Origin of the sequence: Thalassospira lucentensis (assembly GCF_011806425.1) — a bacterium.
Taxonomy (GTDB): Bacteria; Pseudomonadota; Alphaproteobacteria; order Rhodospirillales; family Thalassospiraceae; genus Thalassospira; species Thalassospira lucentensis_B.
On record NZ_JAATOV010000001.1, the window covers coordinates 77,463 to 102,394 of the forward strand.

23 protein-coding genes are annotated in these 24,932 nt (G+C 53.5%); 15 read left to right on the forward strand and 8 right to left on the reverse strand.

Annotation, left to right across the window (positions count from 1 at the left end; genetic code table 11):
* The first annotated feature begins 344 nt into the window (after positions 1–344).
* The 4 genes from proC (at position 345) to HCZ99_RS00370 (ending at position 3,117) form a co-directional block, all read left to right on the forward strand.
* A complete protein-coding gene (gene proC, locus HCZ99_RS00355; RefSeq protein WP_167444933.1) occupies positions 345–1,160 on the forward strand; it encodes a pyrroline-5-carboxylate reductase in 816 nt (271 codons plus the stop codon).
* Between the two features lie 46 nt (positions 1,161–1,206).
* Positions 1,207–1,923 (forward strand): TetR/AcrR family transcriptional regulator, encoded by a 717-nt coding sequence (locus HCZ99_RS00360; protein ID WP_167444934.1) that lies wholly within the window; start codon positions 1,207–1,209, stop codon positions 1,921–1,923.
* Positions 1,924–2,112: 189 nt separating this feature from the next.
* The gene (locus HCZ99_RS00365) at positions 2,113–2,565 is read left to right on the forward strand and encodes a phasin family protein (RefSeq protein ID WP_167444935.1); all 453 of its coding nucleotides are present in this window, start codon (positions 2,113–2,115) and stop codon (positions 2,563–2,565) included.
* Between the two features lie 207 nt (positions 2,566–2,772).
* Positions 2,773–3,117: a tRNA-binding protein gene (locus HCZ99_RS00370; protein WP_167444936.1), complete on the forward strand. Its 345-nt coding sequence runs from the start codon at positions 2,773–2,775 to the stop codon at positions 3,115–3,117.
* Positions 3,118–3,345: 228 nt separating this feature from the next.
* Here HCZ99_RS00370 and HCZ99_RS00375 read toward each other — a convergent pair whose 3' ends face one another.
* From HCZ99_RS00375 to HCZ99_RS00395, 5 genes are all read right to left on the reverse strand, one after another.
* On the reverse strand, positions 3,346–4,836 hold the full coding sequence (locus HCZ99_RS00375) for a methyl-accepting chemotaxis protein (protein WP_167444937.1): 1,491 nt from the start codon (positions 4,834–4,836) through the stop codon (positions 3,346–3,348).
* Between the two features lie 233 nt (positions 4,837–5,069).
* A complete protein-coding gene (locus HCZ99_RS00380; RefSeq protein WP_167444938.1) occupies positions 5,070–5,846 on the reverse strand; it encodes a ferredoxin--NADP reductase in 777 nt (258 codons plus the stop codon).
* Positions 5,847–6,214: 368 nt separating this feature from the next.
* Positions 6,215–7,549: an ATP-binding protein gene (locus HCZ99_RS00385; RefSeq protein WP_368484207.1), complete on the reverse strand. Its 1,335-nt coding sequence runs from the start codon at positions 7,547–7,549 to the stop codon at positions 6,215–6,217.
* Between the two features lie 52 nt (positions 7,550–7,601).
* Positions 7,602–8,330: a response regulator gene (locus HCZ99_RS00390; protein ID WP_167444939.1), complete on the reverse strand. Its 729-nt coding sequence runs from the start codon at positions 8,328–8,330 to the stop codon at positions 7,602–7,604.
* 208 nt (positions 8,331–8,538) lie between these two features.
* Positions 8,539–9,063 carry a MarR family winged helix-turn-helix transcriptional regulator gene (locus tag HCZ99_RS00395; RefSeq protein ID WP_167444940.1) on the reverse strand — a complete coding sequence of 175 codons (525 nt, stop codon included), beginning with the start codon at positions 9,061–9,063 and terminating at the stop codon, positions 8,539–8,541.
* A gap of 113 nt (positions 9,064–9,176) precedes the next feature.
* Here HCZ99_RS00395 and HCZ99_RS00400 point away from each other — a divergent pair, with 113 nt between their 5' ends.
* The 3 genes from HCZ99_RS00400 to HCZ99_RS00410 all read left to right on the forward strand — a co-directional run bounded on the left by HCZ99_RS00400 (position 9,177) and on the right by HCZ99_RS00410 (position 12,120).
* Complete coding sequence (locus tag HCZ99_RS00400; protein ID WP_167444941.1) at positions 9,177–10,073, forward strand: branched-chain amino acid aminotransferase; 897 nt, start codon at positions 9,177–9,179, stop codon at positions 10,071–10,073.
* A 150-nt stretch (positions 10,074–10,223) separates the two neighbouring features.
* Positions 10,224–10,934: a glutathione S-transferase family protein gene (locus tag HCZ99_RS00405; RefSeq protein WP_167444942.1), complete on the forward strand. Its 711-nt coding sequence runs from the start codon at positions 10,224–10,226 to the stop codon at positions 10,932–10,934.
* 271 nt (positions 10,935–11,205) lie between these two features.
* Positions 11,206–12,120, forward strand: a complete 915-nt coding sequence (locus tag HCZ99_RS00410; protein WP_167444943.1) for an amino acid ABC transporter substrate-binding protein — start codon at positions 11,206–11,208, stop codon at positions 12,118–12,120.
* A gap of 725 nt (positions 12,121–12,845) precedes the next feature.
* Here HCZ99_RS00410 and HCZ99_RS00415 read toward each other — a convergent pair.
* Entirely contained in the window at positions 12,846–13,790 is a 945-nt protein-coding gene (locus tag HCZ99_RS00415; RefSeq protein WP_167444944.1) for a LysR family transcriptional regulator, read from the reverse strand.
* A gap of 277 nt (positions 13,791–14,067) precedes the next feature.
* Between HCZ99_RS00415 and HCZ99_RS00420 the strand changes: the two genes are divergently transcribed.
* From HCZ99_RS00420 to HCZ99_RS00445, 6 genes are all read left to right on the forward strand, one after another.
* On the forward strand, positions 14,068–14,886 hold the full coding sequence (locus HCZ99_RS00420; protein ID WP_167444945.1) for a carbon-nitrogen hydrolase family protein: 819 nt from the start codon (positions 14,068–14,070) through the stop codon (positions 14,884–14,886).
* Between the two features lie 305 nt (positions 14,887–15,191).
* Positions 15,192–16,187 carry a TRAP transporter substrate-binding protein gene (locus HCZ99_RS00425; RefSeq protein ID WP_217701445.1) on the forward strand — a complete coding sequence of 332 codons (996 nt, stop codon included), beginning with the start codon at positions 15,192–15,194 and terminating at the stop codon, positions 16,185–16,187.
* A 15-nt stretch (positions 16,188–16,202) separates the two neighbouring features.
* Positions 16,203–16,769 (forward strand): TRAP transporter small permease, encoded by a 567-nt coding sequence (locus tag HCZ99_RS00430; protein WP_167444946.1) that lies wholly within the window; start codon positions 16,203–16,205, stop codon positions 16,767–16,769.
* Between the two features lie 5 nt (positions 16,770–16,774).
* Positions 16,775–18,064 (forward strand): TRAP transporter large permease, encoded by a 1,290-nt coding sequence (locus HCZ99_RS00435; RefSeq protein WP_167444947.1) that lies wholly within the window; start codon positions 16,775–16,777, stop codon positions 18,062–18,064.
* A 13-nt stretch (positions 18,065–18,077) separates the two neighbouring features.
* The gene (locus HCZ99_RS00440) at positions 18,078–18,752 is read left to right on the forward strand and encodes an RraA family protein (RefSeq protein WP_167444948.1); all 675 of its coding nucleotides are present in this window, start codon (positions 18,078–18,080) and stop codon (positions 18,750–18,752) included.
* Between the two features lie 126 nt (positions 18,753–18,878).
* The gene (locus HCZ99_RS00445; RefSeq protein WP_167444949.1) at positions 18,879–20,258 is read left to right on the forward strand and encodes an aminotransferase family protein; all 1,380 of its coding nucleotides are present in this window, start codon (positions 18,879–18,881) and stop codon (positions 20,256–20,258) included.
* A gap of 102 nt (positions 20,259–20,360) precedes the next feature.
* Here the strand turns inward: HCZ99_RS00445 and betC are convergent, their stop codons facing one another.
* The gene (gene betC, locus HCZ99_RS00450; RefSeq protein WP_167444950.1) at positions 20,361–21,887 is read right to left on the reverse strand and encodes a choline-sulfatase; all 1,527 of its coding nucleotides are present in this window, start codon (positions 21,885–21,887) and stop codon (positions 20,361–20,363) included.
* Between the two features lie 185 nt (positions 21,888–22,072).
* On the opposite strand from betC, the gene HCZ99_RS00455 reads away from it, so the two are divergent.
* Positions 22,073–22,972 carry a choline sulfate utilization transcriptional regulator gene (locus tag HCZ99_RS00455; protein ID WP_167444951.1) on the forward strand — a complete coding sequence of 300 codons (900 nt, stop codon included), beginning with the start codon at positions 22,073–22,075 and terminating at the stop codon, positions 22,970–22,972.
* Between the two features lie 38 nt (positions 22,973–23,010).
* Here HCZ99_RS00455 and HCZ99_RS00460 read toward each other — a convergent pair whose 3' ends face one another.
* Positions 23,011–23,835: an oxidoreductase gene (locus HCZ99_RS00460; protein WP_167444952.1), complete on the reverse strand. Its 825-nt coding sequence runs from the start codon at positions 23,833–23,835 to the stop codon at positions 23,011–23,013.
* A gap of 112 nt (positions 23,836–23,947) precedes the next feature.
* Between HCZ99_RS00460 and HCZ99_RS00465 the strand changes: the two genes are divergently transcribed.
* On the forward strand, positions 23,948–24,916 hold the full coding sequence (locus tag HCZ99_RS00465; RefSeq protein WP_167444953.1) for an AraC family transcriptional regulator: 969 nt from the start codon (positions 23,948–23,950) through the stop codon (positions 24,914–24,916).
* Positions 24,917–24,932 lie beyond the last annotated feature (16 nt).

Consider the following 24,932-nt stretch of genomic DNA (forward strand, 5'->3'; position numbering starts at 1 on the left):
ATCAGGACGGCATATTCGCCGTCCTTTTTCATATCGGCTTTCATATCGTCCTTATTTTTCTGCCGACATCATGTTTTGGGCAAAACAAAATAAACGTCGCCGTTCCGGGCCGCCTTGGACGCCCGACAAGATAAAATCGCGTCATCATTGCCAATCACAGCCAAACCAACCGCGATGATGTATCCTGTAAATTGTGTTACCAATACCACGCACACCACTTGCCCTATGCACTGACTTGACCCACCTTGTTAAGATCGCTACGGCATAACGGTCAGGTTCTAGAATACCACTGTTGATTGCACCCTGCTCAACAGGACAGGATGGATAAAGCGGAGCACTTTTTTATGAATACGCGTCTTTTGCTGGTCGGTTGCGGAAAAATGGGCAGCGCCATGCTTGAAGGCTGGCTTGCGCAGGGCCTTGTTGCAAGTAATGTCTATATCGTCGAACAAGCCGAAGCGGTCGAAAAGCTTGAAACCAGCTATGGCATTAATGGCATTACCGATGTCAAAGAAATGCCCAAGGACTTTGTGCCGCAGGTCGTCCTGTTCGCGATCAAGCCACAGGTCCTGCCTGATGTGATCGATGCCTATAAGCCGCTTGTGCGCGCTGAAACCGTATTTCTGTCGGTGGCAGCAGGCAAAACGATCGATTTCTTTGCCAGCCATCTGGGTGAAAACGCCCGCATCGTGCGCGCCATGCCCAACACGCCAGCCGCCGTATCGCGCGGCATGACCGTGATGTGCCCAACCGATGATGTCAGCATCGCCCAGTGCGACATGTGCGAAACCCTGCTTAAGGCGGTTGGTCTTGTATCCTGGGTCGATGATGAAAACCTGATGGATGCGGTCACCGCCGTTTCGGGCAGTGGCCCGGCGTATATCTTCCACATGGTCGAAGCCATGGCACAGGCGGGCGAAGCGGCTGGGCTTCCGGCAGAACAGGCGATGTTGCTCGCACGGCAAACCGTTGTGGGTGCCGGTTTCTTACTAGATGCCCGCGAAGAAACCGCCGAAACCCTGCGTCAAAATGTTACAAGCCCCGGGGGCACAACCGCCGCCGCACTTGATGTTTTGATGGACCAAAAAACCGGACTGCCCGAACTGATGACCCGCGCGGTCGAAGCCGCCCGCAAACGCTCGGTCGAACTGGCAGGGTAAATTACCTGCCGTTGCCAATGCTATTGCCCCGAACAAGGAGACAGTCATGCCTGCGAAAAAGGATATCCCAAATACCCTGATCACGGCCGCGATGAAACTGGCAGCAGAGAAAAGCTGGCATGACGTCACCATGATCGATATCGCCCAAACAGCGGGTCTTTCCGTTGCGGAATGTTATGACCATTGCCGCAGCAAGGGCGATATCCTGCGCAAGTTCATCTATAAGATCGACCGCGAAGTTCTGGCCGATCTCGAAGATGAAGATTTCGACGAGCCGGGTCATGATCGCTTGATCGCGGTGATGATGGCGCGCTTTGATGCCTTGGCGGCCTATCGCCCGGCCCTTCGTTCGATCACCGACGTGCATGGTGACCTTGGCCCGGCCGATCAATTGCGTGCCATCAAAACCCATTTCGGGTCGATGCGTTGGATGCTTGATGCGGCGGGCTTTCGCACCGGCGGCCTTCACGGCAGTCTGCGCATTGCCGGGCTGACCGGCATCTATGCCCGCTGCTTTAAATACTGGCTGGATGATACCAGCACCGATTTTGGCCCAACCATGGCGCGTTTGGATCGCGAACTGTCAAAGGCATCTGTTTGGGACGCGCGGGTTGAAAAGGGTCTTGGCAAGGCAAACAAGCTGTGTGACCGTATCTCGAAAAAATATCACCGCTTTGCAGCAAAAAAATCTGCACCTTCGGATCAAACCAACAGCACGCAAAGCCCTGAAACAGGCGATAATGCGCCTGCATCTTCCAGCTAATACGCTGATATAAAATGCAAAAAAGACATTAATACCCCAGGTTATAACCAACGCCAAAACCATCAACCATACGGTTTTGTGCAGTGCAAAATAATACTTGACGAACGCGCTCCATTCCGGCATATTGCAGTTGAATTTGTGCGGCGCACAATGCGCCTCATTTCACACCTGTTGCAAGGAGTGCACACTATGACCGCCGCTAAAAAAGCTACGAACCCGTTCTTTGATGTCGACTTCACCAAATATGCTGCGGATTTTAAAATTCCGGGCGTAGATATGAACGAGATGATGGCTTTCCAGCGTAAAAACGTTGAAGCCCTGACCAAAGCCAACAAGGTTGCCTTCGATGGTTTCCAGGCTGTTGCTCAGCGCCAGAGCGAAATCTTCAAGTCGCTGTTGGACAAAGTCCAGACACAGGGCAAAGATTTTGCTGCTACTTCCGCTGACGACCCGATGGCGTCTGCTGCTAAGCAGACCGAAGTCGCAAAAGCCGCCTACGAAGAAGCACTTGCAAATTCGAAAGAACTCTCGGGTTTGGTAACCAAATCTCAGGAAGAAGCTCTTTCGCTTCTCCAGAACCGCTTTACCGAATCTCTTGAGGAATTCAAAACCGCAATCGAAAAGAATGCGGCTGCGAAGTAAGCGACTAACGTTTTTCACTTCCCGTGATCGACTTGATGGCAGGGCCTAACAGCCCTGCCATTTTTTATGCCTCTTTCTCACGGCCAACGTCACGGACACTTTTCGGTCGTTTTGCTCAAACTCCTGACTTTGCCACAACTGTCTGCTTTGGACTTATCAGGGCTGTTTTCTCGTTCTAAGTTGTCCTGATAGCAAGGAGCACAGATCATGAGCGAAATCAGTTTTGATGATTTTCTAAAAGTCGATATCCGCGTCGGCACGGTGATTGACGCGCAAGAGTTCCCCGAAGCCCGCCGCCCGGCGTTAAAGATCTGGGTGGATTTTGGCCCTGAAATTGGCACCCGAAAAACATCGGCCCAGATCACCAAATATTACACCCCAGAAAAGCTGATCGGCCGACAGGTCGCTGGCGTTGTCAACTTCCCGAAAAAACAGGTCGGACCGTTTATGTCCGAATTCCTCTGCCTTGGTTTTCCCGATGGCGATGACGACAATGGCATCGTTTTGATCAAACCCGATCACGACATTCCAAATGGCGGTCGACTGCTTTAACGCCTCTGACATTCTGATCAATACCGGCTGCGCCTATCCTATCTGATCAACGCGTCCGTTGCTGACCGCTATGTATCGGCCTTTCGGTCCGCCGTTTTTTGGATCGCGGATGTCATCTAACGTTATTGCCAAAAAGTTTGGGCGGGAACACATCGTGCTCCCGCCCATCTTGCCTCATAGCTGTCGCTCGTTTCGGACATGTTACTTAACTGTCCGTTGTCCCGCAGACTATCTTGCAAGAACCACTGCTGCCTCACGGGTCCGGCCAACCGTGCCTGAGACCATCGACGATGCGTCGCGGATGTAACGGACCGTGGATGAGAATTGCTCAACCGATACCGCCATGCGCTGCATATTTCCCGACACTTCCTGGGTCACGGCACTTTGCTCTTCGACCGCGGATGAAATGGTGGTGACGTTGTTCACAACACATTCAACATCGCCCTGAATGGTGCCCAGAACCTCGGTTACTTCGTCGGCAATATTCTGCACGCCTTCAATCTCGCCGGTGATCTGCTCGGTCGCGCGGGCCACCTGATTGGCAAGGTTTTTAACCTCGGTCGCTACCACCGCGAACCCTTTGCCCGCCTCACCGGCACGTGCGGATTCAATCGTTGCATTAAGTGCCAGCAAGTTAATCTGACCGGCGATACCTTGAATGACATCGATGATGTTGCTCATCGCACCGACAAGTTCGGTCATGCGCCCGGTCGACGTCCCCGCCTGAACGGCTTTTTCGTAAACTTGGTCGGTTGACGCACGCGCCTCTGACATGCTGCGCGAAATCTCTGAAATTGATGCGGCAAGTTGCTCTGTCCCGGCGGCAACGGCCTGAACATTTGCAGATGTTTCTTCACATGACGTGGTTGCCACATCTGATCGCTGATCAAGTTCGCCCAGACTGTTATCGATTTCGCTGAAATTGGTATCAATCATCGCTTTCAGCTCAGACAGCAACTTTATCTGATCAGTGATGTCGGTGGCGTATTTGATGACTTTGTAAGGATTGCCATCCGGGTCAAAGATCGGGTTATAGGATGCTTCGATCCAGATTTCTTTGCCACTTTTGGTAAACCGCTTGAACTGCCGAGAACAGAAATTGCCTTGCGCCAAATCTTTCCAAAACTCGACATATTCCGGGCTTGCAGCATATTCTGGGTCAACAAACATACGATGGTGCTGCCCAACAATTTCCGACAATCCATAGCCGGTTACCGCCAGAAAATTGTCGTTGGCATCCAAAATGTTGCCATTCAGATCGAACTCAATCACCGCTTGGCTGCGGCCAATTGCCGTGACCTTGCCTTCCAAATCGGCAAATGTATTCTGACGCTTGGTGATGTCAGTTGCAAATTTGACGATCTTAACAATCTCGCCTTTTGCATTGCGCACCGGGTTATAGGTCGCTTCGATCCAGATGCGCGTGCCGCTTTTAGTGATGCGTGGAAAGGCCGACGATTTAAACGTGCCGCCGCGCAAATCAGACCAGAACGCGTCGTATTCCGGGCTGTTTTTGATTTCGGCCGGAACGAACATCGCGTGATGTTTGCCGACGATCTCCGAAAGTTCATAGCCGAGCACCGTCAAAAAGTTCTCATTCGCCCGTAAGACGTTCCCTTGCGGATCAAACTCAATCACGGCCAGCGACTTATCAAGTGCGTCCAGTGTTTCGTTCGCAAGAGAATCCGTATTGCGCTTGAAAAAATTGAAAATGGTCATCGTAAACTCCCTTCAACCCTAGCCAAGGCAAAACGCTGCCCCTACGTGCCGATCCCGGCGTTGAAAGAAATTTACCCAAACACCCTATCCAAAAATATCCTCATTTGGGGAGTGATATATACATGCGTATAAACCTTAGGGCGAAAACCAACAAAAAAGGACACAATCGCAATGCGTTGTGTCCTTTAAACTTTGCTGATTTTAATTGAAACCAGCCGATTTCGCCGGTGAAATTACTTCTCGACGAAGGCTTTTTCGATCACGAAATGGCCTGGCTCGTTCATATTACCTTCCTGACCGCCCCACTCGATCAACATCTGACGGGTGTCGGCAATCATTTCCGGATTACCGCACAGCATGAACCGATCATTTTCAAGCGACGGCTTGGGCAAACCAAGATCATCATAAAGCTTGCCCGATTTCATCAGCTCGGTGATACGGCCCTGATGCTTGAACTCTTCGCGGGTGACGGTCGGATAATACAGAAGCTTTTTCTGAACCTCTTCACCAAAGAACTCATTATGCGGCAATTCGCTGTGAATGAATTCCTGATAGGCCAGCTCACGCACTTCGCGGCAACCATGCACCAGAATGACCTTGTCATAGCGCTCATAGGTTTCGTAATCGCGGATCACGCTCATGAACGGCGCCAAACCAGTCCCGGTTGACAACAGCCAAAGGTTTTTGCCCGGCAGCAGGTTGTCATGGATCAGGGTGCCGGTGGGTTTGCGCCCAACCAGGATCTTGTCACCCACTTTGATATGCTGCAAACGCGACGTCAGCGGACCGTTCGGCACCTTGATCGAGAAAAACTCAAGTTCTTCATCATAGTTCGCACTGACCATCGAATAGGCGCGCAAAAGCGGCTTGCCTTCAACTTCGAGGCCGATCATCGCGAACTGACCATTGATGAATCGGAAGCCCGGATCACGGGTGGTTTTGAACGTGAAGAGAGTGTCCGTCCAATGGTGGACATAGGTGACGGTTTCTTCGTTAAAATTGCTGGCCATAACGCTGCATCAATCCGTTGTCTAAATCTGGTTATCTGGACCGTGGCGGGAACACGGATATATATCCCGGCAAAACGTCCATGCCAAGTTGGCGCGATTTAACATCACTCAAACGTATATCGCAAGGAAACAATCGCAATATGATCATTTTTTGTGTAAATCCTCATTAACCACACAAAAAGTACGTTTATTTCCGCCTTTAGCATTATTGGGTGTCGGTATTGCTGCTTGATACCCTGATCGCGCCAGACAAACAATGATCCATCGCAATACAGAAAGGACTGGTCTTTGGCGCAAAAGAACGGCCCCGCCAATATCGACGGGGCCACACAAAGATATGGATATAATCGCCCTTTGATCAGATGGGTTTAATGCCCAATCGGCAGGACCAAACGCACACGAAGACCACCGCCCGGCGCATCTTCAAGCATTACATCGCCACCATGCCCGCGTGCGGAATCCCGCGCGATCGTCATGCCAAGACCAACGCCCCCCGTGGCTTGGTTGCGCGACTCTTCCAGGCGGAAGAACGGCTTGAACACTTCTTCGCGCTTTTCCGCCGGGATGCCCGGGCCATCATCGTCAAAGACAATCTCATAGTCTTGCCCACGCCGCCCGGCGCGCACCGACAAGTTGTTGGCGTAACGCCCCGCATTGGACATGATATTTGAAATACAGCGGCGCATCGATTGCGGGCGCAATTCCATATCCAGATTGTCTTCGATATGCAGATCAATCTGCTGCCCATCGCGCAGGGCCTCGCCAACCTGATCGGTCAAAAGCTTGCCAATATCGGTCAGTTCCGCCTTTTCACCCTCTTCCCCGCGCGCAAACGCCAGATAGGCATCCACCATGCGCTCCATATCGACCACGTCCTGTTTCAACGCATCAACACCCGGGGATGATTGCTGCATCGCCAGTTCCAGCTTCATGCGGGTCAATGGGGTGCGCAGGTCGTGGGAAACCCCTGCCAAAAGCGCGGTACGTTGCGACAAATGCCGGCCAATACGATCGCGCATCGCCATAAAGGACGTCGCAGCTGTGCGGACTTCGGCCGCCCCTTCGGGTTTGAAGTCCTCAACATCGACACCGCGACCAAACTGATCGGCCGCCTTTGCCAACCGCCGGATCGGGCGCACTTGGTTGCGCATAAAGATCACCGCAACCCCATACAGGATCAATGCAGACCCCGCGATCCACATGAAGAAGATATACGTGGTCGAGTTATAAAGACGCTTGCGTGGGGCGACGATGGACAACACGCCATGCTTTAACTGAATCCGGATTTCCAGCCTTCTGTCATCCAGATCCATGTTGAAATAGAACGGCCGGGACAGCCGCTCATCCAGTGCGATGAACAGTTCTTTGGACACCAAGCCAAATGGCGGTTCTGTGGTCTGTTCATCCAAAATCGCATCTGGCTCAAACACCAGATCAAGCTGCATGTGCCCGCGTGCGGAATGCTGAATCCATTTAAAATGGTCTTCATCCGGGTACTGACCAAGGTAATCAAGGACGTAGGCAACATCACCGGCAAGCCCACGGCTAAGCTGGCGCGCCACGGTATCCCAGTGACGTTCAAAGAAGATCAGGACCGTCACGACCTGCAACAGCAGCATCGGCGTCATCAGGATCAAAAGCGACCGCCCCAAAAGGCCCGTCGGCAAGAAGGATTTGATCCGTCTGTTCTGTTCACTTCCCACGGTGCAATTCCCTGTTCATTTTGTCACACCTGATCATAAGCAGCGCTTTGATTCAATCGGTATAGAGGACATATCCCCGACCGCGCACGGTCTGCAAGTATCTTGGTTGTTTTGGGTCTTCTTCAAATTTTCGCCGCAGGCGCGTTACCTGCACATCAATGCTGCGTGACGCCCCGGGATCAATGGCATTGCCGCTGATCAAACTATGCAATTGTTCCCGCGTGGTTGTTTGTCCGCGCCGTTTTGCCAATGCCGCCAAAAGCGCCTGCTCGGCTGTGGTCAGGTAAATATGATCGTCCCCCGACTGCAAGGTCATGCGGGTTAGATCAAACTGGAATGCGCCAAACTGCACGACATCGTCGGCATCACTATCGTTCTCTGCATCATCCGTTTCGGGCAACTGGGCAAAGCGGCGCAAGATCGCTTCAATACGCAGGACAAGCTCACGCGGTTCAAACGGTTTGGCCAGATAATCATCGGCCCCGGCTTCCAGTCCGGAAATACGGTCTTCGGTTTCCGACAATGCTGTTAGCAACAAAATCGGCACGGTCGCACCTTCGGCCCGCAGGCTGCGTGCCAGATCGACGCCCTTTTCACCGGGCATCAAAACATCCAGAACGATCAAATCAAACTGAAGTCCTGCCATACTAGACCGCGCCTCTTGTGCATCGCGCGCGGCCGAAACCACAAAACCGTTTTCGCCCAAATAACGGGTCAACAAATCACGCAAGCGATCATCGTCATCGACCACAAGGATATGTGGTTGATCTGCATTGCTCATCGCGCGCCTCTAAACACAAAAGTGATCCTGACTTATGTCTAACAACTTGGGCCAAAAAGTGTTTCAAAAGCGTCAAACATCGCCATTCCGACCGCAAGAAAAAAAGGGGCAAAATGCCCCTTTTGGTTTTTGGCATCCGCTGCCCGGTAATATTCGGTCTGTACCCTGCCTGAAGACAAGGGTGAAACGCGCCGTGCCCCTATCGGATTTATCCGACTTGGCGGCGCAACCCGTTCGGGCCGCTGGGGCCATCATCGTCAAAGCGTTTGCGATCATCGTCTTCAAGCATGCCAAGCAGCACTTTACGGAACCCTTCAACCGATTCGGCGCCAGCTTCGCGGTACGCCGCAGCGATCAATCCGCGCTGCTTTTCCGTGATTTCGCGTTCAAGTGCATCGCCCTTATCGGTCAGGGTTAGCAAACGCTGACGCCGGTCCTGCAGACCGGTTTTTTGATCGATAAAGCCTTCGCGGACCAACTGACTTAGCACGCGCGACAGGGATTGCTTGGTGATGCGCAGGATCGACAACAGGTCACTTACCGTAATGCCGGGATTGCGGCTTACGAAATAAATGACCCGGTGATGGGCGCGTCCGAAATTATATTGCTCAAGCACCTGGTCTGCGACCGCGGTGAAATCGCGGTAGGCATAGAACAAAAGTTCAATGCCTTGCCTAAGCTCTTCTTCCCGCAGGAAAAGCGGGTTGACCTTACGTGTAGAGATATCTGCCATGCTTTTCCGTTATGTCAGTTATATTGACATATTAATCTATGAATGTTACTTCCGCCACACAAATTAGGACATAAAGTTACGTCCGGAAACGTTTCTGAACTGGATTTTGGCAAATGATGACTCCGACCTTCGACAACCGTGACGGTTTTATCTGGTATAATGGCGAACTTAAACCGTGGCGTGAAAGTACTTTGCACGTGCTAAGCCACGCTGTCCATTATGGTAGTGCGGTTTTTGAGGGCGAGCGGTCTTATAATGGCAAGGTTTTCAAGCTGGCCGAGCATGGCGAACGCCTGATCAAGTCCGGTGAAATCTTGGATATGAAAATCCCGTACAGCTCGACCGAGCTTGATGACGCGGTTCTTGAAACCCTGTCGGCCAACAACATTACCGAAGGCTATGTCCGCCGTATTGCTTGGCGCGGCAGCGAAATGATGGGTGTTTCCGCCCAAACCACGCGCATCAATGTTGCGATTGCCTGCTGGGAATGGCCAAGCTATTTCGCGCCGGAAGAACGCCTGAAAGGCATTCGTCTGGACATGTCCAAATGGGCGCGCCCGGCGCCGAATACCGCACCAACCAACGCCAAGGCTGCTGGTCTTTACATGATCTGCACGCTGTCAAAGCATGAAGCAGAACGCAAAGGGTATGCCGATGCGCTGATGCTTGATTACCGTGGTCAGGTTGCTGAGGCGACCGGTGCAAACATCTTCTTTATCAAAGACGGTCAGATCCATACGCCAAAACCTGATTGTTTCCTGGATGGTATTACGCGCCGCACGGTGATTGGCCTTGCAAAAGCAAAGGGTTATGACGTGATTGAGCGTGCGATCATGCCTGAAGAAATGGCTGATTTTGAGGAATGCTTCCTGACCGGCACGGCTGCCGAAGTGACCCCGGTTGCAGAAATCGGCCCGTACAGCTTTACCCCGGGTCAGGTCTGCAAGACGATGATGGAAGATTATATGGCGCTGGTACGCGGTGAAAAAACCGCTGTTGCTGCCGAATAAATTTTGACTAATCCACGCGATTATTCATTTTAAACGAAGAAACGCCCGGTTCAGATCGACCGGGCGTTTCTTATTGTGCGTACATAATATTTGTTCTGAAATGCCCACACCAAGCTTCCGACCCAAAATCGCGCCAAAAGCAGCAAATCAATGCCCCAAAAGTCTGATGATTTAAAATCCGATCACAAACATGATCACAAACCCGGTCACAAACCAGATCAAAAATCCGATCTCAAATGCGATCATCGATTGCTGTATCAGACCCATTCGCCGTTTGCGCGCAAGGTGCTGGTTTTTGCCCTGGAATGCGGATTGGGCGAGCGGATCGAGGTTGTGCATCACGAAACCAGCCCGACCCAGCGCAATGACGCGATCTTTGCTGCTAATCCACTGGGCAAGGTGCCGGTCCTGATCACGCCAGATGGCATGACATTATATGATTCGATGGTGATCTGTGACTATCTGGATCGGCTGCATCGGGGCCGCAAACTGATCCCGCACAAAGCACCAAGACGTTGGCATGCCTTGCGGTTGCATGCATTGGCACAAGGTATGTGCGATGCCGGGGTGCTGTATCGGTGGGAAACCAAGCGGCGGCCAGAACATCTGCGCTATAACGAATTGGCAGAGGGGCAAAAGACCAAACTGGTCGAAACGTTTGATCACCTTGAAAGCGCGCTTGATCCGAAAACGCCGATCACGATTGGCCATGTCGCGCTGGCCACCGGGCTTGATTGGATCGCATTTCGCGATTTGGTTGATTTCAAAACGGGGCGGCCCAACCTGACGCAATGGTATGAGGATTTCTGCGCCCGGGAATCCATGACCAAAACCCGCTTTTCCGGCCAAACCCACGACTGAGTCGGACCGAAATTCCGACGCAAACACCGCCCGTATAGGCCATCAAGCGCCAGCTTTTTATTCCTCATACAAATTAGAGCCAATACAACAAGTGCTGGAAGCCGGGGCCAGACGCCACGATTGGCGATTTTGGCCTGTTTTTGATCCTGTCTAAAAGGCGAAATGTGTTCGGTGTTTCCCCCCACTTGGTATAGCGTTCTCGCAATCGGCTTTATAAGAACGCGTAATTGCACTTCGGATTGCACTTGGGATTGCTGTGGAAGGAAACGCCATGCAGTTGGGATTGATCCTGGTGGGGATGATGGCATCCGTTTTGTGTGTGCCCCTTGCTGCGCACATCGCACAGGCAGCACCTGAACGGGTGATTACCTTTCCGGTCATCAATGGCGAGATCGACGACGTGCTGGAATGCGCGCAACACCCAACTGACACCTGCGGAAAATGCACCGGCCCCGCCGCCGATAACGTATCGCTGATGAATTACAGCATAATGCGCGAAGCGTTAAAGGTCGGTGGCATAAAGGCCCACATAAAGCCCGTGCCATCGCCCAATTCCGAGCGCAGCCGCATGATGGTCCAAACCGGTGCCGCCGACATCAAAACCGACTGGGCGTTTAACATTGATGATAGCCCAAATGCCCTGAAAACCGAGCCGTTCATTCGCGTCGGCGAGTATGAAAAAGGGCTTTATACAAGTCGCCGCGTGGCCGGTTTATATGCCAATACGCCCGCGGAAAGCATTCAAACCTTACGCGCGGTGAGCCTGCGCAATTGGCGGCTGGATTGGCAGGTGCTTGAAAGCCTGACGCCCGCAAGTGTGATGAATGTCGCCACCCAAGAACAGATTTTTTCCCTGATTGAGGCCGGGCGCGCAGACTTTACATTGCTTGCCTTTTCCTCAGCCAAGGGGATGATGCGTGAGATCAATGGCATCGAACTGTTTCCAATTCCCGGCGTGAAGGTCGCCCTTGCCGGAAGCCAACATTTCATGGTGTCGCGCCACCTTAAAGATGCGGACGCGCTGGTCGCAGGCCTTAATCGCGGCATCAAAATCCTGTATAAGAACGGCTTCATTCGGCGTTGCCTGATCAATAGCGGCATCGTTAATCCACAGGTGGCGGACTGGAAATTATTAGACCAGCCGTCATATCCGGCCCCCAAAAACCAAGCAGCGCCGACGAACTAAATTTGACGACAAAACAGATGGCATCATTTGCCCGAGCAGTGATCCATTTTAAATAGATGACAGGCTGCTGAACGTTCGCGGGCGACACGCTCCCCCGTCCAGAAGGGCCGAGGGCAGAATTCGGTGTTTGAGGCAGCATATGACAGGATTTCTTTGGATGTCGTCGCGGCGGGATCGACCGTGGCAATGCGCACCGGAACCAGATGACGCCTTAGGACATCCAGCAAAAGGGCACGTGGCAAAACCAGCAGCGAGATCAGATTAAGCCTTAAGCCCCCCAGCAAAACCAGCAGCGAGATTATATCCGCTTTGCGCGCGGATGCGGGAGCGGAAGCGGTAGCAGATGCGGGAGCAGATGCGGAAGCGAGAATGGGAGTTGCCCCGATACCAGTAAGAGAGCGGCACGGGAACGAGAACGGTCCGGGTAGCGGTAGCAGGTGCGGATGCGGATGCCAGAATGGGAGTGGCCCCGATACCAGCAAGAGATCGGCACCGGCACGAGCACGGGAACGGGAACGGGAACGGGAACCAGCACGGGCACGGGCACTGGCACTGGCACTGGCATAGGCACAGGCACAGGCACAGGCACAGGCACACAGGCATAGGATCGGGTGTCGGCAATAATGTTGGTACGGGCATCAGACTGCGCGCCAACCCTCTTACACCACAGTTGGTAAACTGAGCCCGCGCGTTTAGCCGCCAGTGTGTTCGCTCTTTGGCGCTTGTCAGACGTCGCTTAAGTGGATCGAATTATCTTTGACGATACGGATGAAGCGGGTTTGGTTGCTGACATAGTCGCGCGCGACTTCCCGAGCGGTTTCAAACGCCATTCTAAGTGGCCGACGGGAATGGCCGGTTTGGAACAGGCAATGCACGATCAGCGGTGGGAAGGTCACCTCGCTTTTCACATGCATGAGACTGCCGGCGTCGATGTCCTTTTCGACCACCGCAAGCGCAAGCATTGAAAACCCGTATCCCAAGCGCAGCATTTCTATGATCGTGGTCAGCGACGACGCGTGATGGCGAATACCGTGGGCGGCATCCGGGCGCATCAGAATGTCGTGTACAGGGGAATAAAGCGGAGATGTTTGCGGATACATGATCAGTTCTTGGCGACTGAGCGTTTCGAGCGACAGTGGCTGTTTTAACCCTGTTGCCAAACTTGATGCCCCCACCCAGCCCAGATCATACGCCAGCGCCAAACCCGAACTGATATGTTTTTGCTGCGTATGCATGGAAACAAAAGCGAGGTCGATCGACCCGGCTTTGAGTTCACGTTCAAGATCGGCACTGGTGCCAACCGAAAATTCAATTTCCAGATCAGGTTCAATATCCTTGATCCGGTCGTGCAAGTCCCTGCCCCATGTCAGGGCGACCGGACCAATCATGCCCATGCGCAGTACGCTTTTTTCATTGCGGCGAATGTTATCAAGCAGCGCGTATTGCGCATTGACGATTTTCTCGGCGTGATCAGCAATTTGTTCACCGAGAAGGGTCAAGCGGATGGAGGCGTGGGTGCGTTCAATCAGCTTTTGGCCAATTTGACTTTCAAGAGATGCAATTCGGGAAGATACCGCAGGTTGGGTGACATGCAGGCGGTTTGCAACCTTTCCGAAATTCTGCAATTCCCGCAACCAATAGATTGCTTCTAATTGCTTGAAATTAAGCATTTTTTCCTCCTGCCATCCATATATTAGACCATAAACAAACCTTATCGCCTGTAAAAGAAATTTTGTTTTGCACTGATTTCAGCCGCGATGCATCATTTCGACATGGGAGGCATGCACGTTGCGAAGGCAACACGCAAAAAATGCACCTCACTGACGAAGCAATACTCTAAATACGCAAGGTTCGACCTTGTATCGCCCGCCACCCAAGACGGATCGCCCGCCTCTCGCCACCACCAGAGACGGTTACTTCAAACCCGATACTTCTGGAGAAGCCCCAGTGAAAATCAGCCTTATCCAAACCAACCCGCAATCGGACCGGGACGCCAACCTTGCGCGCACTCTTAAGATCATGGAGACAGCGGTTACCGCGGACAAACCTGATCTCGTTGTTCTGCCGGAATATTTTGATGTTTACGGCCTTTCGAACGAGGAAAAATTCGCCGTAGCGGAAGAGAAAGGCGGAAAGGCATACAAATTCGCCCAAGATTTCGCCCGCACCCACGGCGTTTATGTTCATGCCGGTTCGGTTATGGAACGCATTGAGGGCGAAAGCCGCGTTTTTAATACGACGTTTGTTTTCGACCGCACGGGCAAAGAGATTGCCCAATACCGCAAAATTCATCTGTTTGATGTCGATACCCCCGACGGGCTGGTCTATCGCGAGTCAGATAGCGTCATGCCGGGCGAAGATGTTGTTACCTATGACGTAGACGGTTTCACCGTAGGCTGTGGCATTTGTTATGACATCCGCTTTGCCGAGCTTTTCGTCGCCTTGCAGCGAAAAGGGTGCGATCTGATTGTATTGCCAGCAGCCTTTACGATGCAGACCGGCAAAGACCATTGGGAAGTTTTGGCCCGTGCGCGTGCCATCGAAACCGCGGCCTATTTCGCGGCGTGTGGCCAGACCGGCTTTACCGAGACCAACGGCGAAAAACGCGCATGTTATGGCCATTCCTTGGTCGCCGATCCGTGGGGCATGCTTGTCGCACAGGCATCAGACGGTGAAGGTTATGTCACGGCAACGCTTGATAAAGAGCAAAATCAGCGCGTGCAAAACCTGATCCCGGTTGGCCGCCACCGTCGCCTGAGCTGCTAAGCGTTTTGTCGAAATAGCGCCACGGCCCGGTCGCACCGTTCATTCCCAAAATTAACTGTGCAGATCGGACCGCGGCCCCACCGGCAACATGATCTTGGCGTGCTCAAGACCGTTATCCAAAAAATCCAGAACCCAAAAAGGCTGGGCGATTTTTTGCCGTCACAGGGCAATGAAAAATCGATCCTGCCATACCGCAAAACACGGGGGCATATGATCCCCGTGAATAAAAAACAGAATATCTGGCCCTCAGGGAGGGCTGTCCTTCGATCCAAATTTGCCAAACAAATCGAGAAGGAAGTCACGGCATGGGAAAATTCACCAATCTAATGACAGCGGCGATGGTCACACTGGCGCTTACAAGCGGCAGCGCGATGGCCGATACGTGGCGCATGACGTCAAAAATGCCCGCTGACAGCCCGGAAGGGAAAGTCTTCCAGAAATTTGCCGACCTGACCAAAGAATATACCAACGGTGAGCTGACCATCGAAATTTACCCCAATGAACAATTGGGTAAGGAAGATGCGGTTCTTGAACAGCTTCAGATGGGCATCCTGAACATTTATGCCGAGGGTTTTGGCTATATGAAGAAATGGGCGCCGGAGCTTGATTGGACCGCCGCACCATTCATGTTTGATGACTTTGATCACTGGGCGCGTTTTATGAACGGCGATCTGGTCCAAAGCTGGTTTGACAAGGTTGAAGCCGCAGCGGGTGTTAAGCCACTTGGCAGCCCAACCACGATTTTGCGCGGTCCGTTCCGCGTGATTGTCTCGAACAAGCCGGTCAACAGTCTTGAAGACATTCAGGGACTTAAACTGCGTATGCATCCGAACAAGATTGCCATTGCAAGCTGGCAGCATCTTGGTGCGGAAGTGATCACCTTGCCATGGACCGAGGTGTATCAGACGATCCAAAAAGACATTGTTCAGGCGGTAAATTCACCGGTCGCGTTGGTCGAATCTATGCGGTTTAACGAAGTCGCACCGTATATCGGGCGGACCGACGAATATTGGCAGTCCATTGGCTTTATGATGAATATGGAAGCCTATGACGCGCTTGATGACGAGACCAAAGCTGGTCTTTTGAAAGCCTATAACGCGGCGGGCGATTATTCGCGCGAATTGATGTTCAGTGTTGCAGACAAAAGCATCGATGACATGGTCGCGGGGGGTGCAACCTATGTCGAGCTTGATACCGGCCCGTTCGTTAAATCGATGAAAAGCTTCTATGCCGATTTAGAAGCGAAGGGTGAACTGCCCGACGGCTTTATTGCTGCGGTGGAAGCCGCCCGGTCCGAGTAAGGGTGCGGGAAAGGAATGGATCCGCACACGAATATCCCAAATGAGCGCGCCTTAGGGCGCGCTCTCCACCGGATCGACGGCCTTGCTTGGCAACTGGGTGGGTTGTTCCTGTGGCTTAGTAATATCTGTTTGTTCGTCATGCTTGTTTTGACGGCGACGACAATCATTGGGCGGCTGTTTAATTGGTCCGCCCCATGGATCTGGCCTTGGACAATGGTGTTCTTTGTCTGGCTTTCATTCTTTGGGTTCTTTGCGATCTTTGTGCGCCAAATGGATGTCCGGATTGAGTTTCTGGCGCTTATGTTTGGCAAATGGGGGATGGCGGTCACACGGTTGATTTCAGATGCGTTTGCAATCGCACTGTGCGGCACGCTGTTCTGGTTGATGCCAAAAGTTATGGCCAGCGCAAGCGGCTTTATCGAAGGGGTTATCTTGCCCGGCGGTGGCGAGCTTGTGCGCAACGCGCTTTACGTTCCGCTGTTTATGTCAGCGGCCTTGATCGTGATCAGTGCCCTGATTGATCTAGCCAAAATGGCGGTCGGCATTTCAGAGCGTTCCCCCGAAATCCATATGGAGGATTGAGCCAGATGGCATACATCCTTTTCGGCTCCTTTTTGGTGCTCATCCTTCTGCGCGTGCCAATTTCGATTGCGATTGGTTCGGCGTCCCTGATCACATTTTTGACGTCTGATTTTTCAAGCGCACTTCAGATTTTACCCCAGCAAATGCTTGAAGGGGTGAACAAGGCGTCCTTAACCGCCGTGCCCTTTTTCATCATGGCCGGCAACTTGATGAATGTTACCGGTGTCACGGAACGTATTTTTGCCTTTGCCAATGCACTTGTCGGCCATCTTAAAGGCGGACTGGCACAGGTTAACATCTTAAGTTCGATGATCTTTGCCGGTATTTCGGGTGCCGCAGTTGCCGATTGCGCCGGTCTTGGTGCCATTGAAATCAAGGCCATGCGCGAAAGCGGCTATAAGACGGACTTTGCCGCAGCCATTACGGTGGCATCATCGGTAATTGGTCCGCTTATTCCGCCGTCAATCGGTTTGGTGTTATACGCATTTTTAGCCCAGCAATCGATTGAACGGATGTTTCTGGCAGGTTTGGTTCCGGGGATCATCGTTGGCCTGGCCTTGATGATTTTTGTTCGGATCAAGGCCGAGTTCACCGATTTCCCATCCCAAAAACGTGCCCCCATGCGCAAGGTCGCCGCCACGGGACAGCACGGTTTTCTGGCCCTTGTCGCGCCGGGCATTATCCTTGGTTCGATTATGTTCGGTTTTGTGACCGCAACCGAAGCCGGTGTTTTGGCGTGCATTTATTGCATCATTTTGGGGTTCTGGTACCGCGAGCTGACGTTCAAGAAACTGGTTCAGGCCTTGACCGAAACAGCATCGATGACATCGGTCATCATGATCATCATCGCCTTTTCGATTGCCATGGGATGGCTTTTGGCGATTGACCAGACGCCCCAAAAACTCGCCAACCAGATGTTTGCGCTTACCGATAGCAAGAGCATTTTCCTTGGGCTTCTTGTCATCTTCATCATCATTGTCGGCTGCGTGGTGGAAGGCGTTCCGGCCAAACTGATTTTGGTCCCGACCCTTTTGCCCGTCATCGATGCTTATGGGATCGACCGGGTCCAGTTTGGCATCATCATCCAGCTTGGCCTGTTGATCGGCATTGCCACCCCGCCCATGGGGATCGGCCTTTATATCGTGTCCGAAGTTGGCCGTGTTCGGATTGAAAAGGTCACGATGGCGATTTTGCCCCTGCTGATCCCGTTACTGATTGTCCTCATTCTCGTCACCTATGTCCCCGCTTTTTCCACCTTCCTTCCGGATCTGGTGCTTGGGCCAAATACAAACTGAATATGGAGCTACGATGAGCAACCTCGTCTATAAAATGAACCCGATGCCCGCGAAAATCCCGCAGGACAAACTGGACCGTCTGGCAAAGCTGGAAACCGCCACCATCGGCCACTTTTATCATTATGGCTTTGCCGATCCGGGGATCTCGCCGGTTTTGCGCGGCAAGACCATTGCATCGACCGTATGCACGCTTGCGACACCGGGATTGGATTCAACGTTACTGCATCATTGCTTAAGCGAAGTTGGCCCAGGATACTTTCTGGCCGTCGACCGTTTGGGCGACACCAAATACGCCTGCTGGGGCGGTGGGGTTACGCGCATGGCATCGATGATGAAGCTTGACGGTGGCTGTGTTGATGGCCCGCATACCGACACACTTGAAATCGAAGAACAGGATTTCCCGATGTGGTCGCGCGGCGCATCCCCGGTGACCACCCGTCTTTATAACACGGGGGGTGGGTTCAACGTGCCGGTCAGTGTTGGCGGTGCTGCTGTTCTGCCGGGCTATGCGGTGTTGGCCGATGATTGCGGTGTATTGTTTATCGCCCCAGAAGACCTGGATGAAGTTCTTGCCATTGGCGAGGACAAAACCGCCAAAGGTCGGATTGCTGAGGCCAAAGTATCTGATGGCAGCCATCTTGGCTTGCTTTCGGGGGCGTCGAATATGGTAACGTCGTCAAACGCATAAGCCAAAAACCGTTTTGCCCCGCGGCATGATCTTTCCGTGGGGCAAAACTGCATCAAGCTTGCGTGCTTGTCCCTGATTTTAACGTCTTTTCCCGTTTTTCCTGTCTTTTTCGCTTTGAGGTGTTCCATGAGTCTTATGACCAAAGAAAACGATTTGTCCGACGTCGTTGAAGCAGACCGCGCCCATGTCTGGCATCACTTAACCCAACACAAACCCCTTGAAGCGAATGACCCCAAGATCATTGTCGAAGGCAAAGGCATGCAGATTTGGGACGCCGCAGGACGTGAATATTTAGATGCGGTATCGGGCGGGGTTTGGACGGTGAATGTCGGGTATGGCCGTGAAAGCATTGCCAATGCCGTGCGGGACCAATTGGTCAAATTGAACTATTTCGCGCAATCGGCCGGATCGATCCCGGGCGCGTTGTTTGCCGAAAAACTGATTTCAAAAATGCCCGGTATGAGCCGGGTCTATTATGTGAATTCAGGTACGGAGGCCAACGAGAAGGTTTTCAAAATTGTCCGCCAAATTGCCCATAAACGATATGGCGGCAAAAAGCACAAAATCCTGTTCCGCGAACGCGATTATCACGGATCATCGATCACCGCCGTGTCCGCCGGTGGCCAGCCAGAACGCAATGCCCAGTATGGCCCGTTCACGCCAGGTTTTGTGGAAGTGCCCCATTGCTGTGAATACAGGGCGCAGTGGGATGTTGAAAATTACGGTGAACGCGCCGCCGATGCGATCGAAGAAGTGATCCTGCGCGAAGGCGCCGATACGGTTGGTGCGATTTGCCTTGAACCGGTAACCGCGGGGGGTGGTGTCCTGACGCCGCCAGAAGGATATTGGCAGCGCGTTCAGGAAATTTGCCGAAAATACGATATTTTGCTGCATATCGACGAGGTCGTTTGCGGCGTTGGTCGCACAGGCAAGTGGTTTGGCTATCAGCATTATGGCATTGAGCCGGATTTCGTCACCATGGCCAAAGGGGTTGCATCAGGCTATGCGGCGATTGCGTGCATGGTCACCAACGAAAAGGTCTTTGACATGTTCAAGGACGATGCCACCGATCCGCTGAACCATTTTCGCGATATTTCGACCTTTGGGGGCTGCACGGCGGGGCCGGTGGCCGCCCTTGAAAACATGCGGATTATCGAAGACGAAGATTTGCTGAGTAATACGCAAGCCATGGGCGAGCGCCTGATGGGGAACCTGCGGGCGCTGATGGATCGACATCCGGTGATTGGTGATGTTCGGGGGCTTGGGCTTTTCTGTGGGGCGGAACTGGTTAAGGACCGCAAAACCAAAGAGCCGGTCGAAGAAAAGCATGTTCAGGCCGTTGTTGCCGATTGTGGTGCGAACGGTGTTGTGATTGGGGCGACAAACCGGTCCCTGCCCGGCTTTAACAATACGTTGTGTCTATCGCCCGCACTGATTGCGACGGGCGATGATATTGATCGCATTACCGATGCCATCGACGGCGCGCTGGGGCGTGTTTTTGGCTAAAACCGACTTGTCTTCGATGACTTAAGACTGCGCCCGCCGGTTTCATGACACGAACCGGCGGGCGCAGGTGCATCTGGCGGATGCTTAGGTTGGGTTCAGCCCCTAGTCACCACGGGGGAAACGTTGCTTTTCCTCGACCTCATTGAGGTCCATGTGGTTGCGCATATAGCGCTCGGACGCCTTTTGCAGCGGTTGGTAATCCCATGGGAAGTAGGACCCGTTGCGCAGGGATTCATACACAATCCAACGCCGTGCCTGACTTTCGCGGACGGCTGCATCAAACGCGTCGATATCCCAACGTTCCGTGCGTTGGGCGCGGAACTGTTCGAGCTGTTCGGCGGTTTGGCCGTCAATCGCCGGATCGGTGGCGAGGTTGTGCTGTTCTTCTGGGTCGGCTTTAAGGTCAAAAAGCTGTTCGGGATCAAGGGCGCAATAGGTGTATTTCCATTGGCCTTCGCGGATGCAGACCAGCGGGGCGTATGACCCCTCGGCGGCGTATTCCATCAAGACCGGGTCTGTGCGCTTTGTGCCCGAAAAAACCGGAAGAAGGCTGGTGCCATCGGTCCATGGCATGATGTCATCAAGCGAAATGCCTGCGATTTCGGCAACGGTTGGCGTGACATCAAGGGTGGAAACCGGATCGGTATAGCAGCCCGGTGTGATGTTCGGCCCGGCCATCATCAGTGGCACCCGCGCCGAGCCTTCAAAGAAGCTCATTTTAAACCAAAGGCCGCGTTCGCCCAGCATGTCGCCATGATCGGACAAGAACAGGATGATGGTGTTTTCCGCCTGTTGGGTGCGATCAAGCACATCGAGGATTTCACCGATTTTGTCATCGATATAGGACACATTGGCAAAATAGGCCTGCCGCGACCGGCGAACATTTTCGCGCGTGATGTCAAAGGCGGTATGATCGCTTGCCAGCAAAAGACGCTGTGAATGCGGGTCTTGATCCTCGAACGCGACGGCATCTGTTTTTGGCTCAAGCTCCGGGCAGTCTTCGTAGAGATCCCAGTATTTCTTGCGCGCGACATAGGGATCATGCGGGTGGGTGAAGCTAACAGTCAGGCACCAGGGGCGTTCATCATGACCACGTGCGAGGTCATAAATCTTTTGCGTGGCGTGAAAGGCAACCTCGTCATCATATTCCATCTGGTTGGAGATTTCCCCCACCCCGGCCCCGGTGACAGACCCCAGATTATGATACCACCAGTCAATGCGTTCGCCCGGTTTGCGGTAATCGGGCGTCCAGCCAAAATCGGCCGGGTAAATATCGGTGGTCAGGCGTTGTTCAAAGCCGTGCAACTGATCGGGGCCGACAAAATGCATCTTGCCCGAAAGGCAGGTGTAATACCCGGCCCGGCGCAAATGATGGGCATAGGTCGGAATGTCTGAGCAAAACTCCGCCGCGTTATCATAAACCCGTGTGCGGCTGGGCAATTGGCCGGCCATAAACGATGCCCGCCCCGGCGCACAGAGCGGGGACGCGGTATAGCAATTTTGGAACCGTGCGGAACGTTCGGCCAAGGCCCGCAAATGCGGCGTATGCAGGAAATCAGCCGGACCATCGGGGAACAAGGTGCCGTTTAATTGGTCGGCCATCAGGATCAAAATATTGGGGGATGCCATGAAGCGGGCGGGCTCCTTTTGGGAAATAAAATGAGGGGGTGCATGGGGGGCGGCGATAACAGACAGCGCAGCAAACGGCCGAAGGGGCGAATTGCCTTGACCACCGATGCGCACCCATCATTAAATCCCCAAATCATCATGTGATGAAACCCGCTGATTTTTAATCAACAACATAAAGAATTTTTATGTCCCAACGCCCGCTTGATCTTGGATGGCTGCGCATTTTTGAAACCGCCGGACGGCTGGGCAGCTTAACCCGCGCGGCACGTGCCCTTGGCATGACGCAACCGGCTGTGACCTATCAAATCAAGCGAATTGAAGAACAGCTTGGTGTGGCATTGTTTCAGCGTGCCCAAGGGGGCAGCCGCCTGACCGACGCGGGGGAGATTTTGTTTCAAGCCGTACAATCGGGTGTCGAGACGATTGATAAGGCCGCAGAGGATACGCGCCGCACGGCAAAGGTGCCGGCAGTTCGGATTTTCACCGATTTTGGCTTTGCCGCATTTTGGTTGATGCCGCGCGTGACCGATTTTCGCCGCCTGCATCCCGAGGCGGAAGTGCATATTGTCGCGTCCCAGGAACTGGATGGTGCGCCCGAACGCGATACGGATGCGGCGATGTTGTTTGGCGCGCGCGATGATTTCCCCGACACCGCGCGGCTTTTGATCCCCGAACGGGTGGTGCCGGTTTGCACACCAGGTTTTCTCGATCGGTTCGGCCCGTTTGACAGCCCGGCTGACTTTGCCGCCGCTCCGTTGCTCCATCTTGAAACCACCGGAAAATCGCGCTGGATAACGTGGCAAACGTGGCTTGCCACCCACGACGTCACGCGCGCCCCGGCACAAGGCGACCTTGGCCTGAATACCTATGGCTTTGTCATACAGGCCGCCTTGGCCGAACAGGGCATTGCGCTGGGCTGGCGGGGATTGGTGGATCATCACCTGGATCAGGGCAGCCTTGTCACCGTTGGCCCGGAGGTCACCCGCAATGATCGGGGCTATTGGTTGGTGCCAAGTGCCGCCGCCCATCCCAGCGCAAGCCCGACAACATCGGTTTTGCTCGATTGGTTGATCCATGAGACGTGATGGAAGCTGACAGAACGTGATGAGGCGCGTTTTACGCCCTAGCCGTCTGTCGACACCGTCAGGGATTTCCATTTTTCAATGTCATCCTGCATCCCGGTCAGCTTATCGGACACCAGTTGATAGGCATCGCTGCCCAACAAAAGCTGTGCGGGTGGGTTTTGATCGTTGATCAATTCCAAAACCGCATCGGCCAGCTTTGCCGGATCGCCAAGTTGCTTGCCGCTTTTTTCCAGACGGGCTTGGCGGATCGGTTCAAACAAGGCGTCATAATCCGCAATCGACCGATCAGTGCGCACCATGGAACGCCCGGCCCAATCGGTTCTAAAAGAGCCGGGGCAAACAGCCGTCACATGCACACCAAACGGGGCCATTTCGGCCCGCATGACTTCGGAAATGCCCTGTAGGGCGAATTTACTACCGCAGTAATAGGCAATGCCGGGCATGGTGATCATGCCGCCCATCGAGGTGATATTGACAATAAAGCCAGCCCGGCGTTCGCGAAAGCGCGGCAAGAAGGCCTTGGCCACCGCGGTTGCGCCAAACACATTGACCTCAAACTGGCGGCGCAATTCATCCATCGGGGATTCTTCGAGCACGCCTTCATGGCCATAACCGGCATTGTTGATCAGCACATCGACCGGCCCAAAATCCGCCTCAGCCTTGGCGACCGTTCCCGGGATGGCATCGAAATCAGTGACATCCATGCGCACCACGTCGATATCGGGCAATTCAGATGTCAGCTGCGCCTGTGCGCGATCAGATCGGACCGTGCCGATGACGGTATAGCCCGCCGCAAGGGCGGCTTTGGCGATGGCAAATCCGAAACCGGAATTCGCACCGGTGATAAAAAATCGTTTGGTCATAGATGTAATCCATTCCTTGACATGATTGGGCGACACACTGTCAAATACTCTTGAAACGGAGCCGTATCTACGCCGGTTACGCTGGTATTCTTGCCCAATCCTATGAAAGCATATGATGACTGCATCTAAGCCCGCCGATCTTGCCCGGCTTGCCGCACAGCTTGCGCCCAAGCAGGGCTATAATTACCAAGCCCTTGCGGGGGTGCGTGTGCTGCGCAGTGAAAGCGTGCTGCATAATGTGCCGGTGCTTTATCAGCCGGGTGTGGTTTTTGTCTGTCAGGGCAGCAAGCGCGGGGTGCTGGATGGCGATGTCTTTGTGTATGACGAAGCGCATTATTTGGCGGTTTCCGTGCCCGTGCCGTTTCGCATGGAATCAGATGCCAGCCCCAAACAGCCGTTGCTTGCGATCTATTTGGATTTTGACATGCGGCTGGTGGCCGAACTGATTGATATGCTTGAGGGATATGGCAAGGTACCGACACCCATCCCCGCGGCCGAAAGCCTGATTTCAACGCCGATTGACACAAACATCCATGATGTTTTGCACCGGCTTCTGACCATATTGCAAAGCCCGGTTGAAATCGCCGTTTTGGGCGATGGGCTGTTGCGGGAATTGTATTTTCGGATACTGACCGGGCCGCAAGGGCCCAAAATGATGACGGCCCTTGCCCTACGCGGGACGGCGGGCAACATCCTGCGCAGTCTGGGATATCTGCGCGCCCACTTTACCCAGCCGTTATCGATTGCGGATTTGGCGCAACAGGCCGGGATGAGTGTGCCGTCCTATCACGCGCATTTCAGAAAGCTTTTGGGCAGCAGTCCGATTCAATATATCAAATCGATGCGCCTGCATGAGGCCCGGCTGTTGCTGGCGCGTCATGGGCAGACGATTGCCGAAGCGGCCAATCGGGTCGGCTATGTCAGCGCGTCGCAATTTAGCCGGGAATTCAAACGCCACTTTGGCAAAACCGCGTCCGAGGAAGTGGCGTGGATGAAACAGCATCTTGGCGAATTGCCCCCGGAACATTCGCGGATGACACTTGCAGATCGAGATTCCCGCCTGCGCGGGAATGACGTTTGAGTGAAGACGTTGACTG